At 52.2% G+C, this 18014-nt stretch carries 15 protein-coding genes; 3 read left to right on the forward strand and 12 right to left on the reverse strand.

All coding sequences use genetic code 11. The annotated features are described in order from the left end of the window. The first annotated feature begins 104 nt into the window (after nt 1-104). Together WMO41_RS10200 and WMO41_RS10205 are read left to right on the forward strand one after the other, a co-directional pair. A complete protein-coding gene (locus WMO41_RS10200) occupies nt 105-2978 on the forward strand; it encodes a transglycosylase domain-containing protein (RefSeq protein WP_349229650.1) in 2874 nt (957 codons plus the stop codon). Beyond that, the gene (locus WMO41_RS10205) at nt 2979-3497 is read left to right on the forward strand and encodes a hypothetical protein (protein ID WP_349229651.1); all 519 of its coding nucleotides are present in this window, start codon (nt 2979-2981) and stop codon (nt 3495-3497) included. A gap of 30 nt (nt 3498-3527) precedes the next feature. Here WMO41_RS10205 and WMO41_RS10210 read toward each other — a convergent pair whose 3' ends face one another. The 6 genes from WMO41_RS10210 to WMO41_RS10235 all read right to left on the reverse strand — a co-directional run bounded on the left by WMO41_RS10210 (nt 3528) and on the right by WMO41_RS10235 (nt 9399). Further along, a complete protein-coding gene (locus tag WMO41_RS10210; protein WP_177292020.1) occupies nt 3528-4025 on the reverse strand; it encodes a QueT transporter family protein in 498 nt (165 codons plus the stop codon). A gap of 204 nt (nt 4026-4229) precedes the next feature. Next, nucleotides 4230-5102, reverse strand: coding sequence for a YitT family protein (locus WMO41_RS10215; protein ID WP_349229652.1), 873 nt, complete (start codon nt 5100-5102; stop codon nt 4230-4232). A gap of 147 nt (nt 5103-5249) precedes the next feature. Beyond that, nucleotides 5250-6425 carry a M20 family metallopeptidase gene (locus WMO41_RS10220; protein WP_349229653.1) on the reverse strand — a complete coding sequence of 392 codons (1176 nt, stop codon included), beginning with the start codon at nt 6423-6425 and terminating at the stop codon, nt 5250-5252. Between the two features lie 23 nt (nt 6426-6448). Continuing rightward, nucleotides 6449-7846 (reverse strand): YfcC family protein, encoded by a 1398-nt coding sequence (locus WMO41_RS10225; protein ID WP_349229654.1) that lies wholly within the window; start codon nt 7844-7846, stop codon nt 6449-6451. Between the two features lie 123 nt (nt 7847-7969). After that, nucleotides 7970-8950 (reverse strand): LysR family transcriptional regulator, encoded by a 981-nt coding sequence (locus tag WMO41_RS10230; protein WP_349229655.1) that lies wholly within the window; start codon nt 8948-8950, stop codon nt 7970-7972. Then, a complete protein-coding gene (locus tag WMO41_RS10235) occupies nt 8947-9399 on the reverse strand; it encodes a hypothetical protein (RefSeq protein ID WP_349229656.1) in 453 nt (150 codons plus the stop codon). Before WMO41_RS10235 ends, WMO41_RS10230 begins: the two co-directional genes overlap by 4 nt. Nucleotides 9400-9841: 442 nt before the next feature. On the opposite strand from WMO41_RS10235, the gene WMO41_RS10240 reads away from it, so the two are divergent. Continuing rightward, nucleotides 9842-10363: a DNA-deoxyinosine glycosylase gene (locus WMO41_RS10240; RefSeq protein ID WP_349229657.1), complete on the forward strand. Its 522-nt coding sequence runs from the start codon at nt 9842-9844 to the stop codon at nt 10361-10363. 40 nt (nt 10364-10403) lie between these two features. On the opposite strand, the gene WMO41_RS10245 is transcribed toward WMO41_RS10240, so the two are convergent. The 6 genes from WMO41_RS10245 to WMO41_RS10270 all read right to left on the reverse strand — a co-directional run bounded on the left by WMO41_RS10245 (nt 10404) and on the right by WMO41_RS10270 (nt 17970). Beyond that, complete coding sequence (locus WMO41_RS10245; RefSeq protein WP_349229658.1) at nt 10404-10931, reverse strand: shikimate kinase; 528 nt, start codon at nt 10929-10931, stop codon at nt 10404-10406. Beyond that, nucleotides 10928-11614, reverse strand: coding sequence for a flavin reductase family protein (locus tag WMO41_RS10250; RefSeq protein WP_349229659.1), 687 nt, complete (start codon nt 11612-11614; stop codon nt 10928-10930). Before WMO41_RS10250 ends, WMO41_RS10245 begins: the two co-directional genes overlap by 4 nt. Before the next feature lie 10 nt (nt 11615-11624). Next, the gene (locus WMO41_RS10255) at nt 11625-13292 is read right to left on the reverse strand and encodes a putative manganese-dependent inorganic diphosphatase (protein WP_349229660.1); all 1668 of its coding nucleotides are present in this window, start codon (nt 13290-13292) and stop codon (nt 11625-11627) included. A gap of 341 nt (nt 13293-13633) precedes the next feature. Beyond that, on the reverse strand, nt 13634-14587 hold the full coding sequence (locus WMO41_RS10260) for an ROK family glucokinase (RefSeq protein WP_349229661.1): 954 nt from the start codon (nt 14585-14587) through the stop codon (nt 13634-13636). 80 nt (nt 14588-14667) lie between these two features. Beyond that, complete coding sequence (gene tkt / locus WMO41_RS10265) at nt 14668-16656, reverse strand: transketolase (protein ID WP_349229662.1); 1989 nt, start codon at nt 16654-16656, stop codon at nt 14668-14670. 45 nt (nt 16657-16701) lie between these two features. Continuing rightward, nucleotides 16702-17970, reverse strand: coding sequence for a DUF5711 family protein (locus WMO41_RS10270; RefSeq protein WP_349229663.1), 1269 nt, complete (start codon nt 17968-17970; stop codon nt 16702-16704). Nucleotides 17971-18014 lie beyond the last annotated feature (44 nt).

An 18014-nucleotide genomic window follows, 5' to 3' on the forward strand; every position in this document is an offset into this window, starting at 1 on the left:
TTTTGCCGGAAAAGTCAATGTTTTTCTAGTCTTTCCGCACAAATTGTAATATAATTGGAAGGAAAAAAGGAACGAAAGGAGTCTGTTTACAGAGGTAACATACTATGAAATCTAATCCTACACCACATTCGCTTATGCATGCCTTTTCCGGCTTTTTTGTCAGCCTGTTCGGAATCCTTGGATGGCTGTTTCAGTCCATCCTGCATCTTCTGACCTGCGGACTGATTTTGTGCGGCCTCATCGGCCTGCTCATCTACGCAAAAGTACGTCCGGAGCTGGACCACTGCCGGGAAGTTGCCTACGATAAACTGGCACAGATGCAGCGCCAGGACTTCAGTATGCTGTCCGACACAGAAATATACGATAAGAACGACCAGCTGATTGGCCTGATCAATGCCGGACATTACGAATATGTCCCCATTAACCAGATCAGCATGAATCTGCAGAATGCTTACATTGCCCAGGAGGACCGGCGTTTCAAATCCCACACCGGCGTTGACTGGATCGCCACCTTCCGTGCGGGTCTTGCCCTCGTCAAAAACCGCGGCGAGATCACCCAGGGCGGCAGCACCATCACCCAGCAGGTGGTAAAGAATACCTACCTGACCCAGGAACAGAGCTTTACCCGAAAAATCGTGGAAATCCTGCTGGCGCCGGAAATTGAGAAAAAGTATTCCAAGGCAGATATCATGGAATTTTACTGCAACACCAATTTCTACGGCAACCACTGCTATGGCGTGGAAGCTGCCAGCCGCTACTACTTCGGCAAAGATGCCAGCGACTTAGAGCCTTACGAGGCCGCTGTGTTGGTCGGCATCAGCAACAGCCCCACCGCCTACAACCCCGTCCGCAACCCGGAAGCCTCTTTAAAGAAACGAAACGATGTGCTGCACAGCATGCTTGAGGTTGGTTATCTCACAGAAGATGCTTACCAGAATGCCATCAGCCAGCCCTTAAGCATCGTTCAGGAGGAAGGCGAGGGAAGTGATGAGAACTACATGAGCAGCTATGCCATCCACTGCGCTGCACTGGCGCTCATGAAGCTGGACAATTTCCAGTTCCAGTACATCTTCAAAGATAAATCCGATTACGATACTTATATGGAAAACTATCAGGCCACCTACACAGAGAAGGCCGACGACATCCGCGCTGGCGGCTACCGCATCTACACGACTCTGGACCAGGATCTGCAGAACACATTGCAGACCCAGCTTGATGAAGTTCTGTCCCCATACACAGAACTTCAGGATAACGGAAAATACGCCCTGCAGGGTGCCGGTGTGATCGTGGACAATATGACTAACAGCGTCGTAGCTGTGGTTGGCGGCCGCGGCGTGGACGATGTCTACAACCGTGCTTACTTAAGCGCGAGACAGCCGGGAAGTACCATCAAGCCTCTGATCGACTATGGCCCTGCTTTTGATACCGGCGAATACTATCCGGCCCGCCTGGTCAACGACCACAAGTGGGAGGACGGCCCATCCAACAGCGGCGGCTCCTACTATGGCAATGTGTCTGTCCGCGAGGCCTTAAACCGCAGTTTAAACACCGTGGCCTGGCAGATTCTCACCGACATTGGCATAGACTACGGCTTAAACTATCTGGGCGAGATGGAGTTCCAGAAGCTCACCTACATTGATAATGGCGTGCCGTCCTTAAGTATCGGTGGTTTCACCAACGGCGTCCGGGTTGTGGATATGGCAAAGGGCTACAGCACCCTGGCAAACGGCGGTGTATACAACGACCAGACCTGTATCCGCAAGATCGATCATGAACATAACGGCGAGCTGACCAAAAACTTAAAAGCCCATTCCCAGGTGGTCTATCAGCAGGATTCCGCCTATATGCTGACGGATGTTTTAAAGGGAACACTCAACGAATCCTACGGAACCGGCTATGGCCTGGCTCTGGAAAGCGGAATGCCGGCAGCCGGAAAGACTGGTACCACCAACAGCAGCAAGGACACCTGGTTCTGTGGCTATACCCGCTACTACACCACTGCGGTCTGGGTTGGCTACGACACTCCGCGGTCTATGCCGGGCATCTACGGAAAAACCTACGCCGGAAAGATCTGGAAGCAGGTCATGGACCAGATTCACGAAGGCAAAGAGCTTCTGGACTGGGAACAGCCAGCCACCGTGGAAATGACCACCGACTCCAAAAGCGGCATCACAGACCTGTTCAGCGCAACCCTGCATGAACGCGCCGAGCAGAGCCTTCATGATAAAGAGCAGCGCAAACTGGAAGAAGATCTGGAAGCAGCGGTAACCGCCTTTGAGGACAAGACCATTGAGACCGTAGAGGACACCTACTGGGTAAAAGAACAGTACCAGAGCATCATCTCCAAACTGAACCTGATGGACGGCAGCGACAAGCGCACCGAGCTTCTGGAACGCATGACAAAACGCAATGAGGAATTTGCCCCGATCATCAGTGAGATGCAGGATACCATCGCACTGTATGAGGCACAGAAGGCAAAGGAAAAAGCTGAGGCCCAGAAAAAGGCTGAGGAAGACGCCATCACAGCCAGAAAGAATCAGGAAATCCAGACCCGCAAGAATACCTTCTTAAGTGCCCTGCGGGATGTGGAAAATCTGGAATATCAGTCCGAGGACGCAGAGGACCTGGTACAGAATGCCATCAGCAAGCTTTCTCTGGTTGAGACCTACGAGGAAGCTGCTTCCTACAAAGACCGTCTCCAGAAAGCCATCGACCGCATTGCCACCCTGCCGACCGAAAGCGAATGGCAGGCTGCAAAACAGGCAGAGGAAGAAGCCAAAGCGGAATCCCAGGCGGCCGACCAGCAGCAGATTGTTCTGGAACAGCAATCCTTACGAAGCTACTTAAATCAGGCAAAACGAAGCTGGAACACCTGGACTTCCCAACCGGCCGCAGCACCGGCAGCCGGTCCGGGAGCTGCCCCCGGTTCCGCTTCACAGCCCGCGCTCTCAGCACCAACAACAGGAGGGAACAACTAAATGAAGGATCATCTTTCTGAATCAGAACCTATTGCTCCAGAAAACCTGACCGGCCCGCAGGCGCCGGATACAGAGGAAGTTCCGGTGGACACCGCAAAGATCCAGGCAGCACTGGAAAAACGCGCAGATCAGGAAACTGCAGTTCTTCCCCGCCTGACTCTGCCGGATACACAGGAATCCGGCAAACCGGCACAATCCGCGAGCACGCCGTTGGCAGCTCTTCGATCCGCACAGCAAAAAAAGCGCCGCACCAGCCGCTCCTTTTGTGAGCGCTGGTGGACGCCTTCCGTCCGCTCCTGGTTTTTCACCTTCATGTGCATGAATATGCCCATTGTCGGCTGGTTTTACCTTTTTCATGAAGCCAGGCATGAAGAAGACCCGGCACGAAAAGAATTCGCCCGGGCCTACCTCTTTTACAAACTCGTATTTTTCATTGCAGGAGCCGTAGTCCTGCTGATCCTCATCTGGATCGGACTTGGACTGTTAGACCAGCTCCTGGCTTACATGGAAATGCTGTAGAAAATAACAATTTGCTGTAACATAATATTTTTACTGTGCGAATACCGCTCTGTGGCTCCGCTCCAGTGCCAGAAGCAGGATATTGCCCAGCACGCCGATGGCCAGAATCTCTCCGATTCCTACTGTCACCATAGCATATGGGATCAGGTCTGTGGAGCCGTACGCATAGCGCAGCACCCAGGGAACGATGATGGTATTGGCAAGGATCGGCGGAACACATACCAGCCATTTGTTCTTCTTCCCAAGATAGTAAGAACCAACTGCCCCGATCAGGGTTGCCAGACTGCCGAATACCACATCAAGCGGCGCTGCTCCGCAGAGCAGATTGGCAAGGAAGCATCCAATGGTCACACCTGGTACCGCGCTCGGCAAAAAGTACGGAAGCACGCAGAGTGCCTCGGAAATCCGGAACTGGACCGGACCGAAAGCGATCGGTGCTACGATCATGGTCAGAGCCACATAGAGAGCCGCAATCGCTGCGCCCTGGGTAATACGGCCAGTTTTAGAGTAGTTACGCTGTTTGTTCATATTCAGTTCTCCTTTAGTTTTGTTTTACGAGTGGAAGGTCACGAACACTCGGCACATTTTAAGGCGGTGACCGCCTTGAAAGCCCTGTACGACCTTGTTTTTGTGGGCTTTGCAACGGGTAAGAGTATAACACAGGGAATACAGGAACGCAAGGCCATGTTTCTGTCTTCTATGCATTTTTTATTTCTGCCGCATTTTCCATTTCTACAACTTCCGGTAATCCCCGATAAAGCCCTCTCCATAGGTTTCTTTGGTCGGTGACACGATCACAAATGCCCTTGGGTCATGCCGGTCAATGATCTCCTTTACCACATGAAACTGCTTGCGGTCCACGGCACAGGTCAGGGTCAGTCCCTCTTTCCCGCTGTAGCCGCCAATACTTTTATAAAACGTGGTGCCGCGGTCCATGGTCTCCATAATTTCCCTTGCGATCTCCTCATTCTTCTCTGAGTGAATGGTGATCAGGCTTCCCTTATTCATACCATAGAGCAGCGTATCCACTGCCTGGGTCGTGCAGACAATGGAAATGATGCCATACAGCGCTGCCTCGATCTCGCCAAACACCAGAATCGAAGTTCCCACAATCACAAAGTCCACCAGCATGATGGCGTAACCGGTCTGCATATAGGGACAGAGCTTCTGCAGAAGCCTTGCCAGGATATCCCCGCCTCCGGTAGTGGAGTTCCGCATAAAGATCAGCGCCATGCCGACCCCCACAAAGATTCCGCCAAAGCCGCAGGAAATCAGCCGGTCTCCCTCGTACTGCCAGATTCCGGCCGCGGACACCAGATCCTGGATCACACTCATCCAGACAACTGTCCGGACAGTTTTGAGGGTCATGGCACGGTCTAACAGGCACCAGGACGCCAGCAGCAGCGGGATGTTAATAACCAGGCTCACCGCACCAATAGGCAGCGCAAACAGGTGGTTGATCATCAGTGCAATGCCGGAAACCCCGCCCGGCGCAATGCGGCTCGGCTCAATAAAGCACCAGACGCCCACTGCCTGCAAAAACGCCCCGGCAAAATCAAACAGGGCATCGGTCCCCAGTTCCTTCCATTTTTTCTTCGTGTTCATGATAATCTTCCTTTCTGCGCCGCAGGCTTTCCCCAAAAAAAGAGGACCGACATTCGCGTCAGCCCTCTTTCTTTTTGCGTCAGCTGCACGAATATAGTCTCTTTCACTATAATCCATGCAGCTGCATTTCTTTTCCTGATTGTAATGTTACTGGTTTTTCTTTTTGTTCTCAGCAAATTCTGCCTTGATCTGGTCTAACAGTCCTTCTGTTGTAAGCAGATCGTAGCAGGCTCCGGCAATGGTCTTTGCGCCGTAGATCACGCAGTTGTGCGCGCTCTCGCTCTTGCCTGCGTCCACAAACTCCTGAGAATGGGATGCGGTTCCCTCCGGAACAAAGGCCACACGGATGCAGGAACCCGGAATCTCGTACATAACGTTGCCGAAATCCGTGGAACCAGTCTTCTCCCGGGGCGGTGCCAGCTGCGGTGCTCCCACAAGCTCGGCATTGTCCATCAGAAGCTTGTTTAATCCCAGAACCGGAATCTTGTTGTAGAAGAAGGTTCCGTCCTCAATCTCGTAGGTTACGCCCGCGATCAGCGCTGCGCCCTTGATGATATCCTGGAAGCGCACACTGACCTCCTCCAGTTCCTTTCTGGAGAAGGAACGCAGGGAGAACTCGCCCTTTGCGGTAGCAGGAACTACGTTGGACGGGCCCGGAAGCTCTGTCATGCAGTAATGCATGCGCACGTCATCCGGCACATGCTCCCGCAAAAACTCAACACCCTGGAATGCCACAAGCATGGCATCGAAAGCGCTGCGGCCCTTCTCCGGTGCCAGTGCCGCGTGGGCGCGGTGGCCGTGGAAGGTTACCTCATAGCTCTTCTGAGCCAGGCACTTGATATCAGTACAGGTATTCGGACCGCCGTGCATCATGAAAGCCACATCCAGCTCCTTAAAGCAGCCATTCTGGATCATCTGCACCTTGCTGCCGAAGGTCTCCTCGGCCGGAGTTCCGTATACCACAATCTGGAACGGCTTGTCTGTTTCCAGATTCTTCAGGGCAATTGCAGCTCCAAGGCATCCCGGCCCCTGCATATGATGGCCGCAGCCATGTCCCAGGTTGCGGAGCGCATCGTACTCGCAGAGAATACCAAGAACCGGGCCGCCTTCGCCGTGACTGTAGGTGGCGCGGAACGCGGTCTTGAAACCGCCCACGCCCATCTCTACTTCAAAACCATTCTTTTTCAGGTAATCCGTTAACAGGCCGCTGGCAAATACCTCTTCGCCCTCGTACTCCGGATTGTCAAAAATCTGATCCGCCATGGAGCACAGCACGTCACGCTGCGCGTCAATGGCCTGGAACAGGGAATTTTTATCACTCATGTTTTACTCCTTTTCGAACATCTTTACATTGGTCCGTAATTGATCAGCTGCGCAATGACAAGCATCACCGTTCCGACAACCAGCCAGATGGCAAACATCTTCCACATGAAACGCATCCAGCGGTCATACGGGATGTTGCAGGCACTGATGATACCCATCAGCGCGGTAGAGGTCGGCAGAATGTAGTTACAGAAGCCGTCACCAAAGTTGAATGCCAGAACTGCAGTCTGTCTGGTCACGCCGATCAGATCGGAAAGCGGAACCAGGATCGGCATAACGGCTGCTGCCTGTCCGGAACCGGAAGTCAGGAACACGTTGATGATGGTGTTGGCAATCAGCATAGCCGGTGCCTGAAGCAGGGTCGGCACACTGCCAAGTCCGCCAGCCAGGCTATGTACAACGGTGTCGATGATCTTACCATCGGACATGATGGCGCTGATGGACTGTGCCAGACCAATGATGATCATAGCGGACATCATCTTCTTGCAGCCTTCCAGGAAGTTCTTGCAGATGGTATCAGAATCAAATCCGGAAATGATGCCAACCACGATAGCCAGCCAGATGAACATGGCTGCCATCTCCGGCATATCCCAGCCAAACTTGATGCTTCCGTAGATGACTACACCCAGGGAAACAACCAGGGCAATGATGTTTAATACCTTGCGGGTATCGATGGTACCGAAATCTTTCAGACCACCGCCTGCGCGAAGCTCACTGTTCTGATCCAGGTCATACATCGGGCTCTTGGTCGGGTCCTTTTTGATCTTTAACGCATAGCGAACCAGGAAGATATTGGTGATTACATAGTAAACTGCGAAGCATACCCAGCGATATCCAATACCGGAGTACAGCGGAAGCTCTGCGATTTTCTGCGCAACGACCGTGGTACTCGGGTTTAAGGTACCAGTGGAGAATCCAATCGCGCCGCCAAGCAGAATGATAGCAGCACCAGTGATGGAATCAAGTCCGATGGCCAGTGCCAGCATCACCATAACCGGAGCAAAGGCGATGAACATGTTTACCGCCTGGGTGGTGCAGATCAGGCCAAACATCAGGGTCAGGATCGGAATGAACACATACAGGTTGTTGGAGAATTTCTTTGCCAGCTTTGCGATCACTGCCTGCAGCGCGCCGGACTGGGTCAGCATGTGGAACGCGCCGCCGGAGAATAAGATAACCAGCATGATATCCACACGTTTGATAAACGCTTTTACAATGTACATTGGGATCAGCAGCGGATTCACCGGAGTTCTCGCAATGTAGTTAAACTGGGTCGGATCAATAACCTTAATGCCATCCGCATTCTCCACGCGGACATACTCGCCGGCCGGAATGATCCAGGTTAAGAGTACAGCCGCAATGATGATCGAAAATACGATCATAAAGCTGTGCGGTACACGAAACTTTTTCTTGGTACTCATACCAAAAGCCACCTCCTGTTAAACTTTATTTTTTTAAAGTATAACAGTAATGGTGGCTTTTTACCATTTGGTTTTTCTTAAAACCGTTTTAAATTTTTTGAATTGTTTGTCATATTAGCGCAATTATTGTCCGTTTTCTGTATCGGTTGTATCTTTGTATTTCCCCACCGCTTCCATGCCATACCGGCTTTGAATGGTCTTGACCAGAATATCCAGGAAATCCCGTTCACAGTCAGAAATCACATGGCCTTTCCGACGGATCAGCTCCAGGCTTGAGCGGTAAGCGTCATGATCCACAAAGAAATAACGCACATGCTCAAACTTCTGCATATCATGGATATATCCAAGGCGGTTAAATCCAATCCCAAGTCCAATATTCACCATGCTCATGATCACGTCAAAATGACTAATCTCGATCAGACGCCCGGGGCGGATACGGGCCTGCTGAAAGATGCGGTTCGCTGTCATACGCATGCTCTGGCCTGCCATCGGAATAATAAATGTTTCCCGGTCCAGGTATCGCACATCCAGGTGCGGATATGGTTCATTTCCCACCTGACAGGCATGCGCAATGGCCGGATGATGCTCCGGAAGAGCCAGAAGAACCCGTTCTCTGGCAATTTCCGTGCGGACCACATCCGGAATCTCCTCTGAACACACGGAAATTATGTAATCTACGGAGCCTTCCTGAAACATCTTCATCAGTTCTGCCTGATTTCCGTCCCGAAAGATCACTTCCACATCCGGATACTTTTCCATGAAACGCTGCAATACCTCTGGCACAATGGAAATGGCACGGCGCTGCTGGATTCCCACGCGGATAGCCGGATGGCTCCTGTGCAGTTCATTCTCCACCAGCCTGTCGAATTCTGCCTTCAGCTCCAGCATTTTCTCGGCCCGCACCACATATTCTTCTCCGATGGATGTCAGTACAAAGGCCTTGCCTCTTCCCATACGCTCAAACAGACGTACTCCCAGATATTTTTCCAGATTGCTGATGTAAACACTCAGCGCCGAGGGAGAAATGAAAAGCTCCTCCGCCGCCCGGGAAAGGCTCTGGCAGCGCGCCAGCGCGCATACATACTGCTGTTCCTTTAAGTTCATGTCGGTTCACCTTCTGTCATCTCTTCCAGCTGCAGGCACAGCTGTACTCCTTGCTCCGCGTCACTTCGTTTTCCCGCGCCAGTCTCAATCAGGCCAAACCGGTCAAAGAGCGGATAAATATAAGAGACTCCGCGGATATCGCCCAGCGCTTTCGGCCGTTTCACATAGGGCTTTTCTCCCTCTGCCAGGCCTTCTTTCATCTTCAGCACATTCCGGAATGCCATCCGAATGGAGCTCCAGGTGATGGACTTGCTGTTCTCCCGCCGGTCGACCCAGAGTTCCTTTGTCAGGCCGCCGTGCTTTCCTTCCTTTAATGTGTAGGAATACGGAAGCCCGGACATGGTGCGAAGCGGTTCTCCCTGAAACGCCACGATACACGCCCAGAGATGTTCCTCTGATAAATCGGTCAGAAGATCGGCCACTGCCTTCTGTTTCTCATCCTGTTCCATAGCACCATGCCCCTTTTTCCTGTCAGTTTGTTCCAATTCATGCAATGCACGAACTGCCATTCACTTTCATAACATATGAAATTAGGTAACTGTTCAGTAGGTCTGCGCATTCACTGCGCTGACCGTATGAAAACATGGGCTTGCAGGCAAAAATCCCATTGCCGAAGGCAATTTTCAATGGATTTTTGCCCGTAACTGTGAGGGTACTGAACAGTTATGAAATTAGTATAGCACAAGACGCAGCATAACAAAAGAGGCTACGTTACCGTTTGCGCAACGCGGGAACAGCATTGAGGCTGCATAGCCTCAAGCCCGCGATATTGACTTTCTCCTGAAAAAAGCATACAGTTAACGTAACTGTTCCGTGCCTTCACAGTCACGGGTTCACTACTGTTTACAGGCGGGAATTGTCCGAATGATTTCCCGCAGAAAGAGGTTTTCCATGAATACCAGTTTCCATCCGCTTCCACCAGGCTACACCCATGTTCAGCATACTTTTGAGCCGGTCTTTGATGAACACTCCCGCATCCTGATCCTCGGAAGCTTTCCTTCCGTGAAGTCCCGGGAGAACCAGTTCTACTACGGACACCCGCAGAACCGCTTCTGGAAGCTCATGGCACTGCTTTTAAATGTACCGGTTCCCCAGTCCATAGACGAAAAAAAGACCATGCTTCTCACACATGGTCTTGCTCTCTGGGATGTCATTGCATCCTGTGATATCAAAGGATCCAGCGACAGCAGTATCAAAAATGCGGTTCCCGCGGACATCAGCCGGATTTTGAAAGCAGCCGATATCCAAACGATCATCGCCAACGGTGGTACGGCATTCCGGCTTTACGGACGCTACTGTGAACCGGTCACCGGACGTCCGGCCGTGCTCTGCCCGTCCACCAGTCCCGCCAACGCGGCCTTCTCGCTGGAGCGGCTGATGGAATGCTGGAAACCCGTCATGAACCTAGTGTAGTACCGCTGTCACAGGCCGCGTACTTGCTCCCGGCAATGTTCTACCGGGACAGTTCGCTGTCCTCCATCCGCTGTTCCATAATCTTACGGAGTTCGTCCACGCAGGCACCCAGCGTCTTTCCGGTCTCATCAATGGTCACATCCGCATACTTTTCATAAAGCGGCACGCGCTCATTGTAAAGATCTAACAGGGTCATGCCATCCTTTAAGGCCACACCACGGTCTTTCAAGTCACCCAGGCGCTGCTTTACATCTTCATAGCTCAGCTTTAAGTACACCACGGTGCTGATCTCATGCAGGTGTTCCATGGCCTTCGGTCCGTAGATCACGCTGCCACCCGGAGCAATCACGGAACGCTCCGTCTCCAGCTCTGCATTGATGTCTTCTTCAACCTTCAAAAAGCCGTCCGTCCCGCGCTCCGCGATGATCTCTTTTAAGAGCTGTCCAGTCTTCTCCTGGATCACGATGTCCACATCTACAAATGAATAGCCAAGGCGTTTTGCCAGCAGAACGCCAATGGTGCTCTTGCCGGATGCCGGCATGCCTACCAGGGTAATGTTTGATTTCATTTCGCTTTCCTCCGTGTGTGCTTCGCTGCTTCTGAACGTTTGCTGTTGTCTTTCCGGTTTTCTCTGCTGTTCTTTTTCCCGCTCACCTTTCCGGCAGTTTTTCCGCGAACAGTCTTTTTGTCATCTTTCCGTACTGAGTATCCGAATGTGCCGATCTTCTCTCCCAGTTCAAAATAGGTTCCGTGGGAGTAGCTTACCAGCTTCGCGTCATTTAAATGGAAGGTTCCCTTCTCATCCATGTAGCGGTCATCCACGGTGACACCCAGAATCTCCGCAATAAACATATCGTGACTTCCAAGCTCCACCACCTGTTTTACCTTGCACTCCAGGTTTAACGGACTCTCCGCAATGCCCGGCGCGCTGATGTGCTGAGATGGAAGCGGTGTCAGCTTCATCTCTTTGAATTTATCGGTGTCGCGGCCGGATTTCACGCCGCAGTAATCGGTGGCAAACACCAGATCCTTCGTCACCAGATTCACCACAAACTCTCCGGTCTCTTTGATGATGTCGTAAGAATAGCGCTCCTTCCGCACGGAAATGGAGAGCATAGCCGGGGCAGAGCAGACGGTTCCGGCCCAGGCTACCGTTATAATGTTTGGCTTTTCGCCCGGCCGTGTGCAGCTTACCATCACGGCCGGAACCGGGTACAGCATGTTGCCGCCCCGCCAGCTCTGTTTTCCCATAATTTTCTCCTTATGCCTCGCAGGCAATCATGATGGACGGGATCAGCTGTTTCTTTCTGGATACCACGCCCGGAAGCTCTACCACGTTAGCCTCATCGTCTGCACCGGCTTCTTCCATATGGAATGCGGTACGGATGAGTTCCTCTGCGCCCTCGCCCTCGCAGAGCAGGGAGGTGGACTCGGTCAGGATATTGGTCAGCATAAAGAAGATCATATCCACGCCGTGCTCCTCATGCGGCTTCTTTAAGAAGGGAAGCAGGCGCTCTTTTAACTCTACCAGCTCGTCTGCGTTCAGGGAGCTGATCTGGCCTACGCCGTAGCTGGTCTTGCCGGAGTTGAACAGCTTGAAATCCTGATAGAAGATCTCGTCATTGCTCTTGCCGCGCAGGTTGCTTCCTGCGGAGAACATGTCTGCTGCGTAGCGGTCCATGTCAATCTCAGCAATCTTTGCAAGCTCGGTAGCTGCCATTTTATCAATCGGAGTGCAGGTCGGGGAACGGAATAACAGGGTATCGGAGATGATCGCGCTGCAGAGCATGCCTGCGGTGGCCTTGTCAATCTCCACATTGTTCTCATGGTACATCTGGTAAACGATGGTTGCGGTGCAGCCCACCGGCTGGTTGCGGAAGAATACCGGAGAGATGGTCTCAACAGTACCCAGCTTATGATGGTCGATGATCTCCTGGATGTCCGCGTTCTCCAGACCGTCTACCGCCTGGTTTTTCTCGTTATGGTCTACCAGGATGATCTGCTTTCCCTTGGCACCCAGTAAGTTTCTGCGGGAGATCATGCCCAGGTATTTGCCGTCCTTGTCCAGAACCGGGAAGTCACGGTGACGTTTGCTTGCCATAACCTCTTTCACATCATCGATGCAGTCGCTGTCCTCAAAGGTGATCAGGTCCTCGGTCTTCATGAAATGGCCAATCGGCATACTCTGGTTGATGAGACGTGCTGCGGTGTAAGCATCGTACGGAGTAGTCATAACGGTGCAGCCATGCTCCTGAGCCAGCTTGCGGATGGTCATGGAAACGGCCGCGCCCTCGCAGACGATGATGCAGTCTGCCTCCATCTCGATGGCGCACAGCTGGGACTCGTAACGGTTTCCCAGGATAACCAGGTCATGCTCGGAAATGTAGTACTCCATCATGTCCGGGTTTGCTGCTGCAATCAGAACCTTACCCTGATCAAAGTAATCATTCTCATCGCCCACAACCATAGCGCCCTCCAGGGTCTCCAGAATGTTCTTGTACTGGGTGTGCGCTTTGGAAAGAATGCTGCTGTCTAACACGTTCATGTAGGATTTGGTGATATCACCGACGGTGATCAGGCCTTCCAGCACACCCTTCGCGCTGACTGCCGGCAGGGTTACAACATGGGCATCCTGCATCAGGTTCCATGCTTTCTTTAAGGAAATGTTGCGGTCCACACCCTTGGTCGCGCGGATTTCAATATCCTTCACCTGGGTCTTTACGCTCTCTACCAGCTGCGGAGCCTCTACGCTGAAGTAGTTCAGTACATACTGGGTCTCCTCGTTGACATGACCGGCACGGCCTGCCACATACTCTTTTCCGGTGATTTTGGATTTTAATGCTGCGTAGCAGATTGCGGAACAGATGGAATCGGTATCCGGATTCTTATGACCGATTACGATGGTCCGTCTTCTTCTCTCTTCTGACATAATGTCCTCCTCTTGTTGGTATTTATTAGAATCTCTTTTTGCTATTTTCACAAAGAATCGTTTCCACGCGAAATATAATTATAGATTTTGCACTATGTTTTACAGTTTGTTCATTCGTTGTTCATAATTTATTCACAACTTTCCCCTATACTAAAAACATCTTAAGAAAACGGTTGTAACTTGATGAAACAGTCAAATTGCACATAGATTTTTCATAATTGCCCCGGTTGGACGAAAGTCCACCGGGGTCTCCTCATTTTATATGATTTTACGCGGTTTTGCAATAGTTTACCCGGAGCAATCACGCTCCGGGTATTTCTTTTTTCAATACATTTGCTATTCTACCCAAGTACCAGGCGGGCTGCCCCGTAGATTCCCGCGTCATTTCCCAGCTTCGCAAGTCCAATGATACCCTTGTTCTGGGAAATCGGAGAGTAATGCTGATAGTATTTGTCAATGATATCGATCAGGAACTGGCCTGCCTTGGAAACGCCGCCGCCAATGACAAACATCTCCGGATCCACGGTCATGGCAATACCTGCCAGCGCCATGCCCAGATAACGGCCCACGGTCTCCACAACGGAGAGAGCCAGCTCATCTCCGGCCTTCGCTGCATCCAGAACATCCTTCGCGGTTACATCATCCCCATACTGGCGAAGGACGGACGGAGTCTCTTCTCCGGCCATGCGGCGTCTTGCCTCTCTGGCAATGCCGGTGGCGCTGGCAATCTGCTCCACGCAGCCCACTCCGCCGCAGTTACAGTGTTCCCACTCTTCATCGCGGATATGAATATGGCCGATTTCTCCGCCCAGTCCGTGTTTTCCGGCAATGATCTTCTCATCAATGATAATGCCGCCGCCCACGCCGGTTCCCAGGGTTACCATGACAATATCGGTAAAGCCCATGCCGCCGCCGCGCCACATCTCGCCCAGGGCTGCCACATTGGCATCGTTTCCGCTCTTAACCGGAATGTTGTCCAGCATGGCGCTCAGTTCTTTCTGCGGGTTCACATCCCGCCAGCCCAGGTTTACGCAGACCTCCACATAACCGTCCGGCAGAACCGGCCCCGGAATTCCCATGCCTGCTCCAAGGATATCTGACAGATGGATCTCTTTTTCCGTGAGGACTTCCCGGATGGATGCTGCCACATCCTCTAATATATAGCGGCCGCCCTCTTCTTTTCTGGTCGGAACCTCCCATTTAAACAGCAGGGTGCCATCCGTTTCAAATAAACCGATCTTGACTGAAGTTCCCCCCACGTCAATTCCAATGCATTTTTTTTCGCTTTCGTGCATATCTTGCTCCTTCCCAAAACCCACATCGCCCGGCAGTTTTCTGCCGGGCGGTACGGACTACATGTTCATTTTATCATATCTTACAGGCTGCGTGCTACCTCAGCAACGTGCTCTGCAGTAAATCCAAAGTGCTCAAAGAGCTGTGCTGCCGGACCGCTTGCACCGAAACCAGTCATGGTCACACATGCGCCGTCCAGGCCAACATATTTGCCCCAGCCAAAGTCGCTCAGTGCTTCTACCGCAACACGTTTGCGAACAGCTTTCGGAAGTACGGACTCCTTGTATTCTGCGGACTGCTCCTCGAACAGATCCATACACGGCATGGATACGACGCGTACCTTTCTGCCCTCTGCTGCCAGAATCTCTTTTGCCTTTACAGATAACTCTACCTCGGAACCGGAAGCAATGAGGATCAGATCCGGGGTTCCCTCGCAGTCATCGATGACATAGCCGCCCTTTAACGTATCCTTGCAGCTGCCCGGCATCGGAGCCAGGTTCTGTCTGGAAAGTACCAGTGCGGTCGGGGTGGTCTTGGAGGTTACTGCGCTGTACCATGCAGCTGCGGTCTCGGTTGCGTCACACGGACGGAATACATGGAAGTTCGGCATTGCGCGGAACATAGCCAGCTGCTCGATTGGCTCATGGGTCGGGCCATCCTCACCTACGCCAATGCTGTCGTGGGTGAATACGAAGGTTAACGGCAGTTTCATTAAAGCAGACAGACGTGCCATCGGCTTGGTGTAATCACTGAATACGAAGAAGGTGGATACGTAGGTACGCAGGCCGCCGTGCAGCATCATACCATTTCCGATTGCGGTCATAGCCAGCTCCCGGACGCCAAAGTGCATGTTTCTGCCAGCGTAATCTGCCTTGGAGAAATCTGCCTCATCATTCATATGAGTCTTGTTGGACGGAGCCAGGTCAGCAGAACCGCCGATCAGGTTCGGCATGCGGTCTTTTAACTTGTTGATGACCTTGCCGGACAGGTTACGGGTTGCCTCAGCCTTCTCGCTGTTTGCCCAGAAGGACTCATCCTCCATGAGTACTTTTGCCAGCTCGTCGGTGCCGCCGTAGTACTGGTTCCAGAGTGCTTCCATCTCCGGGTACTCCTGGCAGTATGCAGCGAACATCACGTTCCATGCTGCCTCAACCTCTGCCTTCTCCTCTGCAGCCTTTGCGTAGTGGTCATAAACCTCCTGCGGTACATAGAACGGCTCCTTAGACGGCCAGCCCAGGAAGTCCTTCATAGCCTCAATGTTCTCCTCACCTAAAGGCTCGCCATGCGCGCTTGCCTTGCCCTGTTTAGCCGGGCAGCCGTAACCGATCTGGGTATGGATGGTGATGAAGGACGGGCGGGTGGTATCTGCCTTTGCCTCCTCGATGGCTTTGCCGATTTCCTCTAAGTTGTTGCCATCTGCAACGTCCAGAGTCTGGAAGCCAAATGCAGCCATGCGCTCCTGTACATTCTCGGTGAATGCGATATCGGTGCTTCCCTCGATGGAGATGCGGTTGGAATCATATAATACGATGAGCTTGGAGAGGCCCAGGGTTCCTGCCAGGGAGAATGCCTCGGAGGAAATGCCTTCCATCATACAGCCGTCGCCGCCCAGTACATAGGTGTAATGGTCAACGACCGGATAGTTTTCTTTGTTGAAGATGGCTGCCAGATGTGCCTCTGCTGCTGCCATGCCGACTGCCATGCCCATGCCGGCACCTAACGGTCCGGTGGTAGCCTCAACACCAACGGTGTGGCCATACTCCGGATGGCCTGCGGTCTTGGAGCCTAACTGACGGAAATTCATCAGATCTTCCTTGGACAGATCGCCATATCCGAATAAATGGAGCAGGGAGTATAACAGCATGGAGCCATGACCGCCGGATAAGATAAAGCGGTCGCGGTTTGCCCACTGCGGATCTGCCGGATTGTGGTTCATGTGGTTCATCCAGAGCTCATATGCTGCCGGAGCACTGCCTAACGGGAGACCCGGATGACCGGATTTAGCTTTCTGGATCGCGTCTGCGGATAATACGCGGATCGCGTTCACAGACATGGTATCGATAGTGTTCATTGGTGAGACCTCCTGGTATGATATAATTTTGTATTGCATATGTGGTTAATGCAGCTTCAGCTCCCGCATCTGCTGCGGACCGGTTACCACCAGTGTTCCCGGGAACCGCCCTTTTCTGATCCTCGAAACAGGGAAGTCGAAGGTTGCGTCAAACTTTTCTGTTCCACTCATATTATAAATCCTGCAGGAATCTTCATTGTACAGGATGATCAGATCTCCATCAAAATCCGCATGGGTATATTCGAAATTGAATTCCTTGCTCAGCACATGGGTTCCGTCCTTTTTGTAGACCTCCAGACGGCTTCCGTACTCTCCGTTGGTGTTGCGGACAATGGCTGCCGCGTATTCGTCGGAATAAAATACGCTGTCAATGCGCTCCTCTATGGTTCTCTGTTCCAGAAGCTCCGGTGATGCCAGATTTCTGGAAGAGAAAAAAGTCAGAGCCTTGCCGGAAAACGCGCAGGAATACGGATCACCCATATATGTTACCCGGGGTACCATATCACCCTGGAATTCATCGTCAAAACCACCTACCAGACGGTTCGGAACGTTCTTTCCGATCTCCGAAAAATCGTAGAATACCACACGGTTTTTCAGCTCGCTGCCCTGCAGATACACAAAGGAACACATGAGCTGGGTTCCGTCATCCGACAGCGCAATATCCAGCGGATAACCGTCTCCTGACATATTGGTTTTTACGGTGATATCCAGAGATGTACCGTCTTTCTTGAAAAACGTGATGTAGCTGGATGTGGAATCCTCCAGCACGGCTGCCGTAACACCGGTACCGGACACTGCCACCTTGCTGATGGGCAGTACCGTTGTAGCCTGTCCCTGTGTGCCGTCTGTGTTGCATATGTAAATGCTGTTCCCCTGCATGTCCGCAATGGCGGCATAATCCCCTTTTACGGAAATTACCGGAGAATTCATTTCGTAACTTTCCGTCCAGACCGTGCGTCCGCGGTTGTCCAGATAGGACGCGCCATCCTTGGTATATTTTAAAACATTCGTTCCAAAACTCTCATAGCCCACGAGGCTTCCCTCGTTTAAGTCCACCTGCCATGCCGTATCATAACCGGAATAGCGGTAATTGCGCTGATAAAAAATCCAGGCCGCCGCGCCGCCTCCGATCAGAAGCAGCACCAGAATCACCAGGGCCCACCTGTGACGTAAAACCCGGTTGTGGGCCTTGCGCACCACAGCTTCACTGTCTTCTTCCGGATCAGCGTTCCATGCGGGCTGCTGCGGCCGGACGATCTGTCTGCGCAGCTTATCTTTCTTGCTTTCTCTGCTCATGGAGCCGAAATCACTCATCTCTTTTGTCTCCTAGCCTTTCCGTTACCTCTCGCAGTGAAGGA

Source organism: Ventrimonas faecis, assembly GCF_040096075.1.
GTDB lineage: Bacteria > Bacillota > Clostridia > Lachnospirales > Lachnospiraceae > Brotaphodocola > Brotaphodocola faecis.

What these genes read in the sequence shown, in the direction of transcription:
- WMO41_RS10200 (WP_349229650.1), top strand. Translation starts at nt 105, where the DNA reads ATGAAATCTAATCCTACACCACATTCGCTTATGCATGCCTTTTCCGGC.
- WMO41_RS10205 (WP_349229651.1), top strand. Translation starts at nt 2,979, where the DNA reads ATGAAGGATCATCTTTCTGAATCAGAACCTATTGCTCCAGAAAACCTG.
- WMO41_RS10210 (WP_177292020.1), bottom strand. Translation starts at nt 4,025, where the DNA reads ATGAACAAACAGCGTAACTACTCTAAAACTGGCCGTATTACCCAGGGC.
- WMO41_RS10215 (WP_349229652.1), bottom strand. Translation starts at nt 5,102, where the DNA reads ATGAACACGAAGAAAAAATGGAAGGAACTGGGGACCGATGCCCTGTTT.
- WMO41_RS10220 (WP_349229653.1), bottom strand. Translation starts at nt 6,425, where the DNA reads ATGAGTGATAAAAATTCCCTGTTCCAGGCCATTGACGCGCAGCGTGAC.
- WMO41_RS10225 (WP_349229654.1), bottom strand. Translation starts at nt 7,846, where the DNA reads ATGAGTACCAAGAAAAAGTTTCGTGTACCGCACAGCTTTATGATCGTA.
- WMO41_RS10230 (WP_349229655.1), bottom strand. Translation starts at nt 8,950, where the DNA reads ATGAACTTAAAGGAACAGCAGTATGTATGCGCGCTGGCGCGCTGCCAG.
- WMO41_RS10235 (WP_349229656.1), bottom strand. Translation starts at nt 9,399, where the DNA reads ATGGAACAGGATGAGAAACAGAAGGCAGTGGCCGATCTTCTGACCGAT.
- WMO41_RS10240 (WP_349229657.1), top strand. Translation starts at nt 9,842, where the DNA reads ATGAATACCAGTTTCCATCCGCTTCCACCAGGCTACACCCATGTTCAG.
- WMO41_RS10245 (WP_349229658.1), bottom strand. Translation starts at nt 10,931, where the DNA reads ATGAAATCAAACATTACCCTGGTAGGCATGCCGGCATCCGGCAAGAGC.
- WMO41_RS10250 (WP_349229659.1), bottom strand. Translation starts at nt 11,614, where the DNA reads ATGGGAAAACAGAGCTGGCGGGGCGGCAACATGCTGTACCCGGTTCCG.
- WMO41_RS10255 (WP_349229660.1), bottom strand. Translation starts at nt 13,292, where the DNA reads ATGTCAGAAGAGAGAAGAAGACGGACCATCGTAATCGGTCATAAGAAT.
- WMO41_RS10260 (WP_349229661.1), bottom strand. Translation starts at nt 14,587, where the DNA reads ATGCACGAAAGCGAAAAAAAATGCATTGGAATTGACGTGGGGGGAACT.
- tkt (WP_349229662.1), bottom strand. Translation starts at nt 16,656, where the DNA reads ATGAACACTATCGATACCATGTCTGTGAACGCGATCCGCGTATTATCC.
- WMO41_RS10270 (WP_349229663.1), bottom strand. Translation starts at nt 17,970, where the DNA reads ATGAGTGATTTCGGCTCCATGAGCAGAGAAAGCAAGAAAGATAAGCTG.